General features: G+C 39.0%; 5 protein-coding genes. 3 read left to right on the top strand and 2 right to left on the bottom strand.

Going from position 1 to position 13,364, the window contains the following annotated elements; genetic code table 11:
- Positions 1-2 precede the first annotated feature (2 nt).
- Together galU and MKY37_RS06205 are read right to left on the bottom strand one after the other, a co-directional pair.
- Positions 3-881: a UTP--glucose-1-phosphate uridylyltransferase GalU gene (galU, locus tag MKY37_RS06210; RefSeq protein WP_340774960.1), complete on the bottom strand. Its 879-nt coding sequence runs from the start codon at positions 879-881 to the stop codon at positions 3-5.
- 14 nt (positions 882-895) lie between these two features.
- A complete protein-coding gene (locus MKY37_RS06205) occupies positions 896-2,419 on the bottom strand; it encodes a glucosyltransferase domain-containing protein (protein ID WP_340774958.1) in 1,524 nt (507 codons plus the stop codon).
- A gap of 520 nt (positions 2,420-2,939) precedes the next feature.
- Here MKY37_RS06205 and MKY37_RS06200 point away from each other — a divergent pair.
- From MKY37_RS06200 to MKY37_RS06190, 3 genes are all read left to right on the top strand, one after another.
- The gene (locus MKY37_RS06200; protein WP_340774956.1) at positions 2,940-4,763 is read left to right on the top strand and encodes an S-layer homology domain-containing protein; all 1,824 of its coding nucleotides are present in this window, start codon (positions 2,940-2,942) and stop codon (positions 4,761-4,763) included.
- A gap of 527 nt (positions 4,764-5,290) precedes the next feature.
- Complete coding sequence (locus tag MKY37_RS06195; protein ID WP_340774953.1) at positions 5,291-8,365, top strand: S-layer homology domain-containing protein; 3,075 nt, start codon at positions 5,291-5,293, stop codon at positions 8,363-8,365.
- Between the two features lie 62 nt (positions 8,366-8,427).
- Complete coding sequence (locus tag MKY37_RS06190) at positions 8,428-13,146, top strand: endonuclease (RefSeq protein ID WP_340774951.1); 4,719 nt, start codon at positions 8,428-8,430, stop codon at positions 13,144-13,146.
- Positions 13,147-13,364 lie beyond the last annotated feature (218 nt).

Here is a 13,364-nt window from a genome sequence, read left to right as displayed (position 1 = left end):
GATTAATGAGACACTAGTGATTTCACATATTTCTTCAAAATATCCTCTACACCTTGACGCAAATCTGGTCTTTCTAAAGCAAAAGCAATAGTCGTATCGATGAAACCAAGTTGTTCACCAATATCATAGCGTTTACCTTCAAAGTTATAGGCATACACTGGTTCACTTCTATTCAATCGCTCAATAGCATCGGTCAATTGAATTTCTCCACCAGCTCCTATTTTCTGGTCTTCTAATAGAGAGAAAATAGCTGGTGTTAAAATATATCTGCCGACAATTCCAAATTGGGAAGGTGCGTCCGCTTGTTTAGGCTTCTCCACAAATTGACGAACCCTCATCAAACGGTCGTCTGCATTGATCGGGTCTATAATACCGTATCGATGAACATCCTCTAAAGGCACTTTTTGCACACCGATAACACTACTTTGTACTTCATCAAAATGGTTGATCAGCTGGGCAAGACAAGGCACTTCACTGGACACGATATCATCTCCCAGTAACACTGCAAATGGTTCATCGCCTATAAATTTACGTGCACACCATATGGCATGTCCTAGCCCCAGCGGTTCTTTTTGACGAATATAATGGATATCCACAGTGGATGGAGCTTGTACTTTATTTAACAGGTCGAATTTTTCATGCTCCAACAAGTTTGCTTCTAGCTCATATGCGTTGTCAAAGTGATCCTCGATGGCGCGTTTATGCTTTCCCGTTACGATAATAATATCTTCAATACCTGATGCAATTGCTTCTTCTACTATATATTGAATGGTTGGCTTATCTACTATTGGAAGCATTTCTTTCGGCATCGCCTTTGTGGCAGGAAGGAACCGTGTGCCTAGACCTGCCGCTGGAATAATTGCTTTTTTTATAGTACCCATTGAATCCACGTCCTTTATTTATTTAACTTTATCACTATAATATCACCTTCGACTCGAACCGAAGCGGGATGCGGCCAAGTAGGCATGCCAGCAAACCATTCGGTCTCTTGAATAGTCTGTTTCTCCTCTGGACTCGCTAAGTGGAACGATTCACCAAACTCATTGGCAAATAAATACTGATAATGATAAGGCTGAGCAAGCATAGTTTCGCCAATAACACCCGTCATTGATGGAAGTCTATCGGGTATTGTCGAAGAGCCCAACTCAGATTTCAAATAATATGTTCCAAATATCGCAAGCTTCGTTACGTTTTCATAACCAGCAGTTTGTTCTATACGGTCCAACACTCGATTAGCGTAGGAAATGGATTTCTCATACTTCAGTGTCGTATTAAAATAAGAAATATTCGCGATTAGTCCAAAGTTAAACACGGTCAACCCAAGTACGATAACAGTAGCCCAAGCTACCCCTTGTCCAAATCCTTTTTCACGAACCATTCGATCGTAAAATAAAATCGGGAGCACATAAAAACTAACAAGTCCCATCACCATCAGCATGTGATATTCCACACCAGGCGAGACGAAATACATACAATAAGAAAGCACTGGCATCATAACGAAAATGCCAACAGCAAGTATAATATGCACAATTGGTCGTTTACGTAATGCCCATATAAAACCGGCAATAGTTACAACTACTAAGAAGACATTCAATACATCCAAGAAAGTCATTGCTGTATCTGCCTGGAAACCTCCAAAGAAAAAGGCCACCATGGAATTCTTTATAGCTACAAAAGCCGATGACAGGCTCAAGGATCCGGCCCCAATTTCACTTAAACCCTGATAATCGGAAATCTCTCCTGCAAAGTAGGTTTGATAGATTTTAAATGTAATTGCATAAAGAATCATACCGACACCAATCGTTAATACATAGCTAATCCACTTACTAAGAATTACTTTCATCTTTTTATTCCCATATAAAAGATCCTGTAACCATACTAACGCGATTAAAGTTAGTGCAAGTGGAAGATTGGCCTGATAAATTCCGACCGACAAATAGAAGATGAAAGCTCCTGCTATAAAGCCATATCTAAACTTCTGTGTCACTAGAATAGCTAGGGCAGCAAGTAAAAAGCCCATCATATACCCATCAGCAGTGAACATATAAGAAAACGTCGAAGCAATCGTTGGAAAGCTTACAACCAAACCAGCTGTTAACCAAATGGACAAGGTTTTCCGAAGCTTTAAAATCTCTACAATCAGCACGACTGTTACCGCTAAATATAGGATAGACAATACACCGATAACAAACGGCAGATCAAAATAGGAGCTAATTCCACTAAAGGGACCGAGGAAAAAACGCCCTAATTGAAATTTCAATTGCGTATTATGAATATTAATAAGTCCATCATGATTAGGTAAATAATTGACAAATGCGTATAGATGAATCAAAAAGCCAATAACAATACTGGCCATAAATGCAGACTTCCACTCTGGGCGAAGCCACTGCTTGAATTTCTCAAAAATTTGTTCTGGCATATATGTACTCCTTTTAATCATATTAATCCCTTCAAATTATAGCATAGCTACACAGTTGAAAAGTAGTCGAGTAGGGAAATGGACGTATTGAATGGAAATCAACAAGTTTTTGCACCTCAAGCAAATGCAACAAGCGCATCAGCTTCCAAAATACTTTACTTCCTATTAGAAACTTAATAAAAGTACCCGCCACACTTTCTATACGAGAGCGATCCACCTCTATATGAGAGAGATCGCCGCTCATACGAGAGCAATCTACTTCTATACGAGAGAGAATCTCCCGAACGAGAGAGTTTGCCACTCATACGAGAGAGCTCCGCCTCTATGCGAGAGAGGTCACCGCTCATACGAGAGAGATCTACTTCTATACGAGAGAGCCACCCCAGCATACGAAAGCCGAGACGTCGAGAGCCAGGAATTTCTGCGCAATTCAAAACTCAATGTTAACCTGCTAACTTTCACTAGTTACAATGTATAATAGAAGAAAGGCAAACGACTTGCAAAAGAAAGAGGTTTTATGATGAAATATATCATTACATTCATACTTGTCCTTTCATTCGGATGGATGACAGCTACACAGGAAGCTGCTGCAGAAACAAATCCACAGAAGATAGGAATTCTGTATCACGGACAAAGCGATACATATACAAAAATTAAAAAATGGAGTCTCACAAGTGATAAGGCAGATAAACTCTATCATCTGTACGAATCTCAGGGATTCCAAGTTTCTAAAATTACGGAAACGGAGTTAAAGAGTTTAAGTGAGTTACGTAAATATGATGCGATAGTATTCCCATATACGGTCATGATGAATGTAAAAGAGCGTGAAAACGTGAAATTATATATACAAGATGGTGGAGGAGCTATCTTCGCATTTGGAACTGCCCGTAACGAGTCCGCTCATATGGACACCGTCCTAAAAAATGATCGAACACCTCTTATCTACGACACATTGACCTGGATATGGGAATGGGATAATCTAACTGAAGTTTTTGCTTCCCGTTTTATAGATGATGTCCAGTTAACGAATTTTACAGTTAAAAATACTTCAAACAAACATCCTATTTTAACAAACACATATAAAGAACTTGGTAAAATCAGTCTATCCTTTACTAATACAAGACCAGCTGGGGATTGGGTTGAAGTAATTGAACCATGGAACAAAGCCATTTCACCACTACTAACATATACAAATTACTCAGCAACTGACAAACCTAATACTGTTAAAAAAGGATCAACAGGAGCTGCATATGCAGTAGAATATGGCAAAGGTAGAATGGTATATAGCGGATTTAAAATGTATGACCACATAACAGGTGGAAATTTAAAGAGCTGGGATAAGACAACCGGGGACCAGGATGGACAAGTATTCTTAAAACATTCCCTAAACTGGGTTACAGAGCCACATACAACCGAAGTAAAACGAACGTATAATGTCTCCCTTACGCAAAGTAATGTCTCAGCGTATCAAAGAGCAAATGATTTTGTTGTGTACAGTACAGTTACTGCCGAAAATAAAGGCAATGTTCCAGCACGGGGTACAGTCCATATCGAAGTTCTAGATTCGAATGAAAAAACAATCGCTACTAGCCAAAAAATATATATACCTGGACTATCTCCTGACAAATCTAGTTATAGAATACGCAATGAAAAGTTCCAGCTTTCATTGCCTAAAAAGCTAGCGAATGGAACGTATACAATTAGAGCAATATTCACAGAAGGTAGAAAGGATCAAACTGGTATTGCCGAGCAGATTCCCGTCGTAGCCTCAACTAAGACATTTAAGAAGACGTCTGCTTCCAACTATGCCATCATCGGAGAGGTGCCATTCTTTCCAGATGTCAGTAAGTCAAATGCAGCCTATCAAGATATGTTATCTCTTTATAAACTAGGAGTTATTAAAGGATCCAAAGGTAAATTCTATCCAACTGGAACACTCTCGCGTGTACAAGCAACGGAGATGATTTTACGATCACTAGGAATTAATGCATCAGCGTCAGCTACAATGAACGTCTCCGATATGAAAAAAGGAGACTATGGCTACGCAGTACTTGCAACCGGAATCCGATATGGCATAATTGAACCACAAAATGGAAAAATCAATGCCTTCCAACCGATGAAACGCGACGTCATGGCAAAAGCAATCGTAAATGGATTTAAGCTGCAAGGCATTACCGAACATAAATTTAAAGATATCAGCCCAACCCATCCATACTATAAAGAAATTAATACACTATATACCCGAGGAATCACGACTGGTTTCACGATAGATAATACGTATCGTCCAAATAACACCGTAACCAGACAACAATTCGCATCCTTTATCAACCGAGCACTACACTAACAAATAGGAAAAGAATCGATCTAATCGATTCTTTTTTTTATATGGATCCGCAGCTCTATACGAGAGCGATCCTCCTCTATACGAGAGCATCTCCTGAACGAGAGAGATACCCCAGCATACGAGAGTGATCCGCCTCTATCCGAGAGAACATTTCCTGAACGAGAGAGCTTGCCCCCCATACGAGAGAGATCACCACCTATACGAGAGCGATCCACCTCTATGCGAGAGAGCATCTCTTGAACGAGAGAGATAGCCCTTGATACGAGAGCAATCCACCTCTATACGAGAGAGCATGCCCCCCATACGAGAGACCACCCCACAAAATTCCCCATCCCCAGAACTCAACCAATTCAAGAAATGAAAATTAAATAGAATACCTGCAAAATCTCAACAACTCCTAGAAGTAGAAACGAAGAATCTATCTCACAAGTATTTTGGAATCTTTCTCTAATACCTAACATATAGTGGACGGTATAGGAAATTTGGCAGTCCCTCAATGCGACTATAGATTAATAGGAGGCTAGTTTATGAAAGAAAGAAGAAAGCTAAGAAAACGGACGTATAAAGCAGCGCTGGCAATGGCTTTAGCAACTGGATCACTAGTAACATTGTCACCACCTAATGCATTAGCAGCGGATGTGAATGAAAAATCCTTCTCCGATGTACAAGCATCTCAGCATTTCTATGAAGCTGTGAAGAATTTAACAGCCAGAGGAATAATTTCCGGTTATGAAGATGGCACGTTTAGACCGTCTGAAAACATTAGCAGAGCACATGCAGCCAAAATAATGGCGCTTGCTTTAGGATTAGATACAAAAAACGTAAAAAATCCTGGATTCAAAGATGTAAGCAAGAGCCATCCAAACTATGAGGCGATTGCTGCGCTTGTCGAGGCTGGCGTTTTAAAAGGCTATGAAAATAATACATTCAATCCTGATGGAAATTTAACTCGAGCTCAAATGGCTAAGATACTAGTAAAAGGTTTTAAGTTTGAAGAAGAGAAATATAGTAATTTACCATTTGATGATGTGAAAAACAATGAATGGCATGCGAATTATATTCAAACTTTATTTGCCAATAAAATCACAACCGGTAAGACGGCAAGCAAGTATGATCCAAATGCAAATATTACACGTGGACAAGCAGCTTCCTTTATTTACCGAACGGAACTTACCAAAAAACAAGAAGCAATTATAATACAAAACATATCTAATAATGCACTAACAGTCTCAGATGGAACATACGCAATACCTAAAAGCTTCGCTAACATCTTAAGTGAATCCAATTTAGCAATATTGAAAGGGTCACATATAAAATACACAGTGAAAGACAAGGGAATCGAAAATATTAGCGACATTGAAATGCAAGCGAGCGGTACGACTAACAATTACCTCGTTCTGGATGGAAAAGGCGATAAGTTTAACGGTGAACTTTCAACTAATGGCAATTTCATCACGATTAAAAACATAACATTAACATCACTCCAGATAAAACAGGGAACTACCTCAGTCACAGTAGACGCTATAGTTGAAAAACTTAAAGTCCATTCAAAAAATACAAAAGTCACACTCGGCACAAATGCTAAAATCGGCGATCTTCTTCTACCTACTGGAACAAAAGCAAAAGATATCATTTCAAACTATGACAAAGTAAAGGCAAATATCGCAAAGATTAATGGGGTTGCGAACCCGGATGCTAAACCAGTAACACCACCATCCACTGGCGGAGGTGGAAGTGGAGGCGGTAACACCACTCCACCAACAAAACCAGACGATAAAAACTTCGAATTATCCATCATGCATTTCAATGACACACATGCTCACTTGGATAATGCTGCAAAACGTGTGACAGCGGTAAATGAAGTACGTGCCACTAAACCGAACTCACTGCTATTGGATGCAGGGGATGTTTTCTCAGGAACACTCTATTTTAATGAATTTAAAGGACAGGCCGACTTAGAATTTATGAATTTAATGAAAGTCGATGCAATGACGTTTGGTAATCACGAGTTCGATCTTGGTTCATCTCCTGAAGGTCACAAGGCATTAGCAGATTTCATCAAAGCAGCAAACTTCCCATTTGTATCTGCAAACGTTGACTTCTCTAAAGACGAGCTGTTTACAGGTTTGTTCAATACGAAAATTGCAGAAAAACCTGAGAAAGCCAATATTTATTCAGGAATAGTTAAGGAAGTAAATGGAGAGAAAGTCGGGATCTTCGGTTTAACAACTGCCGAAACGAAAGACATTTCAAGCCCAGGAAATATTACCTTCTCTAACTATATTGACGATGCGAAAAAGATGGTCGCTGAGTTTGAAAAAATGGGCGTTAACAAAATCGTTGCCATCACACATATAGGCTATGATGACAATCCAGCAGTGGACAATGATATGGAACTTGCTAAAGCAGTCGAAGGCATCGATGTTATTGTCGGTGGACATAGTCATACACAACTAGACAAACCAGTTTTAGTAAGCAAAAATGCTCAGCCTACAATTATTGTGCAAGCTTACCAATACGCTGATTTCCTTGGAACATTGGATGTCACTTTCGACAAAAACGGAGTTATTGTTGGACATGCAGGAAAGTTAATAAAAGTTGCGGATAAAGCAGCAGACCCTGCAGCAGCGGAAATATTAAAGAAATACTCCGATAGAATTGCCGAAATATCTGACGAAGAAACTGGTGCAATTGCTGTAAATGCTTTAGAAAATCCACGTTCTAACGCAAATAGTAATGTGAGCGTTCGTAGCAACGAAACACCACTAGGAAATGTAATTACAGATGGCATGCTTAGTAAAGCAAAAGTGTACAACAAAAATGTAGTTATGGCATTCCAAAATGGTGGAGGGATTAGATCAGCGATTGATCAGGGACCTATTACAGTAGGTGAAGTAATTACGGTGCTTCCATTCGGAAATACATTAGCAACGATGGAATTAACAGGAGCAGAAATAAAAGCAACATTTGAAATTAGCTTCAAAGAACTTCCACGTGAAAATGGAGGATTCCTTCATGTATCAGGTGCAAAAGTAAAGTATGATTCGTCTAAGCCGGTTGGACAACGTGTTGTATCCATTGCTTATAAAAATGCAGAAGGTGACTACACTGAAATCCAAGATGCTGAGAAGTATACCATTGCTACAAACGCTTTCACTGCTAAAGGCGGAGATGGATATACGGTATTAGCAAAAGCCTACGCAGAAGGTAGAGTAACGGATCTAGGTCTATCCGATTGGGAAAATTTCCGTGACCACCTTGTAAGTCTAGTCAACGTTGATCCAATAGTTGAAGGACGCATTGTCGACGTGAAAGATGAAGACCCAAACAATGAATACCCTGGTGGAGATATTGATGAGGATGATTTCTCAGGCACTATTGAAGCACCAAAAGTCTACAATGGCGACGTGACTATAACGGTTGCAGATATTGCAAGTCTAGGTAATGCAGTGATAAAAGGAAATTTAACAATAAAAGGAACATCAACTGAAAGTCTGTCATTCGTTAATATAACAGTGGAAGGCAATCTAGACCTTTCAGAAATAAATTCGAAAAATATATCTTTCGACGGCGTCACAGTTTCTGGTGATACGATATTTTAATCGTATTAATACTCAACTTAACTTCTATGAAAATTGCTAAAATACAAAGGAGAATTATGTAGATGAGAAAAAGGAAATGGAAAAGGCAAATAAATACCTTCTTATCCGCAAGTTTAGTAGCAGGAATCGTTGCTCCCGCATTACCACCAGTTGCAGTGGCAGCTACGAATGCATCCGATTTGATAATTTCAGAGTATATAGAAGGTAGCAGTTTTAATAAGGCAATTGAGATTTACAACGGAACAGGGGCTACAGTGGATTTAAGCGCTTATTCACTAGAACTTCATACAAATGGAGCAGCTGCATCAGCCAATAAAGTCTCGTTAACCGGTACTTTAGCTAATAATGATACGTATGTTTTATATCATAATGATGCAAATGCAGATATTCAAAGTAAGGGAGACCAGGCAAACAATACCGTCATTAATTTCAATGGAAATGACCCTGTCGTATTAAAAAAATCAGGTACAATCATTGATTCCCTTGGGCAAGTTGGTTCGTCTGCAGACTATGGAAAAGATGTAACACTTGTCCGAAACAGTAATATTGTTGCTGGAGACACAATTATCGATGACGCCTTTAATCCAGCAGAATGGACGACATTACCAAAAGACGATTCTTCAAACTTAGGCTCTCATACAATGGACATTGGTAACCCTGATCCTGGAGAAACTCAGGTAGAAGCTGTAACAGTTTCAATACCATCATCGTCTGTTCCTGTAGGCACGAAAGTTTCATTAGCTACTAACACGGAAGAAGCTTCCATCTACTATACGACAGATGGAACTGATCCATCTGATTCAAGTATGAGATATGAAAATCCAATTGTTATCGACCAAGACATGACGATAAAAGCAATTGCAATAAAAGAGGGCTTTGTAAACAGTCAAATTTCTACATTCTCTTATACAGTGATTAGTGAAACTGGGGCGTTGTCCATTGCAGAAGCACGCAATACAGCTCTTGGTCAAACCGTTACTGTTAAAGGGATAGTAGCTGCAAACTTGAAAAATACAATTTCAGTTCAAGATGCAACTGGCGGTATTGCAATACGTCCGACAAGTTTAGCTGCAACTGTAGGTGATGAGGTAACACTTACTGGTAAATTAGCAGATTTCCGTGGTCTTCTTCAACTAGACGGTGCAACGATTGTTGAGAAGTCTGAAAATGTAGGAGCTCCAACTCCTAAGGTTGTTACAGGAGCAGAAGTAAATGAAAACAATGAATCACTTCTTGTTCAAGCAAAACAAATTACCTTAACTTCAGTAAATGCTGGAAACTATACAGCAACAGATGGTACTACAGAGTTCATCGTTCGTGATGAGAACAACTCATTAGGTTTAATAGTAGGGAATACGTACGAATCCGTTACTGGTATTGTTCAACAGTTTGATGCAGCTTATCAAATTATCCCGCGCTTTGTTTCAGATATTGTGGCGGATAGCTCCATCATACAGCCTGTTACAGCCAACCCGGGAAGTGGAACTTTTGTTGGAAGCACAACAGTAACATTATCCACATCTACGGCAAATTCGGAGATTTTTTACACAGTGGATGGAAAAGATCCAATTGAATTTGGTGCAAAATATGAATCTCCAATTACTATCACAAAAAATTCAACACTTAAAGCAGTCGTAAAAACAGAAGATGGTACTTTTAGTGAAGTAAAATCATTCGATTATACAATTACGGACAGTCTTCAAATTCATGATATCCAAGGGGCAGGACACTTCACTTCTTTTGACAATAAAACAGTCGAAGGCATTCAAGGAGTAGTTACTTACTCATTCTTATTAAATGGTGCAACCTACTATCATATCCAAACACCGGATGAGCTAGCGGATACAAATCCTAATACTTCTGAAGCCATTGTACTATACAGCGGAACAAACACATGGCCGATCAAAGTAGGAGATTTAGTATCAGTCACTGGTAAAGTAAGTGAATATGCATACGATGGGTATGCTGATCGTCAAACAACAGATTTGAAAACAACTCAAATCAATGTTCGAAATGACCAAGGTGGAAAAGTGGAAGTCATTAAAAGTGGCGTAGCTTTACCAGCTCCAATCTTAATCGATGAATCCAAAATGTCTCTAACTATAATTGATAGCGACAATCTTACAGTTTTCAATCCAACTGTGGACGCAATCGATTTTTGGGAAAGTATCGAAGGAATGCGCGTGCAAGTTGGGAATGTAAAAGCGGTGGCACCTCAAGAGCATGGCGACTTGATTACCGTTTTGGAAAACGCTCCAACAAACTCCCTTCATGGCGGAGTTTTATATGAAAAGGACAATCAAAATCCAAATCGCGTGCAATTCCGATTAGAACCAAATGGACCTGGTCGTGATTTTGAAGTAGCAACTGGCGACAAATTTACAGGGCCGATTACTGGAGTGGTAGGCTATTCATTCCAAAACTTTAAAATCTATGTCGCTTTAAATGACATGAAAGCTGCTCATACAAAAGGAACTGCAACACCTGAAAAAACAACAATTGTGAAAGAAGAGGATAAATTAACAATTGCTTCTTATAACTTAGAAAACTTCTCGAATAACAAAACATCCACTACGGACGACAAAGCACGTAAATTAGCAAGAGCAATTGCTACGGATATGCAGAGTCCTGATATTGTAGGTGTCACAGAAGTACAAGATAATAACGGAGAAAGCTCTGGAGACTCAAAGGCAGATCAAAGCTATGCAAGACTTATTGCTGCGATTAAGAATGCTGGAGGAGCAGACTACGAATACGTGAATATTGACCCAGTAAATAACCAAGATGGCGGTGCACCAAATGCAAATATCCGTGTTGGATTCCTATACAATCCAGACCGAGTAAAATTGACAGAAGGTATTGATGCAGGAACTGCGACTACTGCGGTTGGTTACAAAGATGGAAAGCTAACGCTTAACCCAGGCCGTATCGATCCAACAAATAACGCATTTGATAGTAGCCGTAAACCATTAGCTGCACAATTTGACTTTAAAGGTGAAAGTGTCGTCGTCATTGCGAATCATTGGAATTCCAAATCTGGTGATACACCATTATTCGGATCCATTCAACCACCAAAATACGACAGTGAAATCCAACGTAAAAAAATTGCAAAAATCGTTTCTGACTTTGTTGTAGATATTAAAACGAAAAATCCAGAAGCAAATGTTGTATCCCTAGGTGACTTTAACGATTATCAATTTGCCGATGCCCTTTTAATTCACGAAGGTGATCATATGACAAACATGATTAACAAAGTGGAAACGTCAGATCGATACACATACCTATACCAAGGAAACTCGCAAGTACTAGATCATATTTTAGTCACTAAAAACTTAGAAAATAAAACGAAAATCGACATTCTTCATATTAATGCAGACTTTACCGATATGGCAGGACGTGCTAGTGACCACGATCCAGTAATGGTCCAAATTGATCTATTTGGAGAAGATGTTGTTACACCGATTACAGCTGAAAAAATATACAACATCAAAAATCTTCAAACAAAGAAACTAACTATCGGTAAACCTAGCGTTTCCATCACACTTGACGATGCATCAGAAATCACAGAAGGCATTCAGTTAACGAGTGCTTATGCAGAATTCCATGGAGAAGGCTTTGCAGAGCAAACTGTAACGATTAAACCAGACCAAGCTGATGCAATTATGGATTTCAAAGGCACAAATGTTAAAAAAGTAATCATTGATGGGCCAAACGTAAAAGAAATAAGAGGCGCTGAAAATATTCAAGAATTTGAATTTATTAATGGTGCAGATAGCAAAAACATTAAAATTACAAATTCAAAAGGGGAACCCATTGTGGTTCCTTCTTTACCTGGTGAAAACCAAGCACCAGTGGTAAAAAAAAATATTCCTAACCAATCTGTTAAAACTGGAGATTCCATTTCGATCTTATTGACAGATCATTTCACAGACCCAGAAAACCAAGCTCTAACCTTTACTTCCACATTAGGAACGATAGAAGGCGCTACATTAAAACTAACGCTACCAGAAGGAAGCTATATTGTAGGAGTTACTGCTTCAGATGGTGAGAAAAGTGTAACAACAAGCTTCAGTGTCCTTGTAACTTCCGCTAGCTCACCTACTGATGACTATTACAAAGATGCTATTGGTAAAGAAGGCCTAGCGTTAAAGACTGCATTACATGAAATAATTGACGACCATACCGAACTTTCGTATTCACAAGTATGGGATGCGCTTAAAGAGACAGATGAAGATCCAAATAATAAAAATAATGTTATCCTTTTCTACTCTGGAAAATCTCGTTCTAAAAGCAGTAACGGAGGCAATGTAGGGGATTGGAACCGTGAGCACACATGGGCAAAATCCCATGGAAACTTCGGTACAAGTAAAGGACCAGGGACTGATGTCCACCATCTTAGACCTACAGACGTTCAAGTGAATAGCTCAAGAGGAAACTTAGATTTTGATAACGGTGGTAGTCCGATAAACAATTGCGACGAATGTAAACGAGCTTCTAACTCCTTTGAGCCACCAAATCGGGTCAAAGGCGATGTAGCACGTATCCTCTTCTACATGGCAACACGCTATGAAAAAGGCGATAAAGTAGACTTAGAACTAAACGAAAAACTCGGCAATGGAAGCGCACCCTACCACGGAAAGCTTTCAACCCTACTAAAATGGCACGAGCAAGACCCAGTCGATGAATTCGAACGCAATCGCAATAACATCATTCAAAAATGGCAAGGAAACCGCAACCCATTCATCGACCACCCAGAATGGGTAACATCAATCTGGAACTAAATGAAAAAATGTAACAGGAGCTTGATTCCTGTTACATTTTTTTGTTAATAAAACTATTGAAACCTATGGGTTATAGATTAAAAGTACATAACTTCTCTTATATATGACAAATTCTTTCAACAAGAAGTTTAATTATATTCTTTTTGTTTCAAGATATAGCAAGCTTCATAGTAAGGTGTTGATAGTATAGTCCTCTAAAATTGTAATATATTTGTAAT

This window comes from Psychrobacillus sp. FSL K6-2836 (assembly GCF_038003085.1).
Lineage (GTDB): Bacteria > Bacillota > Bacilli > Bacillales_A > Planococcaceae > Psychrobacillus.
The sequence above is the reverse complement of the archived record's forward strand: the minus strand, read 5'-3'. Positions and strand labels throughout refer to the sequence as shown.

Coding starts and splice junctions, on each gene's coding strand:
- galU (WP_340774960.1), bottom strand. CDS start 881: ATGGGTACTATAAAAAAAGCAATTATTCCAGCGGCAGGTCTAGGCACA.
- MKY37_RS06205 (WP_340774958.1), bottom strand. CDS start 2,419: ATGCCAGAACAAATTTTTGAGAAATTCAAGCAGTGGCTTCGCCCAGAG.
- MKY37_RS06200 (WP_340774956.1), top strand. CDS start 2,940: ATGAAATATATCATTACATTCATACTTGTCCTTTCATTCGGATGGATG.
- MKY37_RS06195 (WP_340774953.1), top strand. CDS start 5,291: ATGAAAGAAAGAAGAAAGCTAAGAAAACGGACGTATAAAGCAGCGCTG.
- MKY37_RS06190 (WP_340774951.1), top strand. CDS start 8,428: ATGAGAAAAAGGAAATGGAAAAGGCAAATAAATACCTTCTTATCCGCA.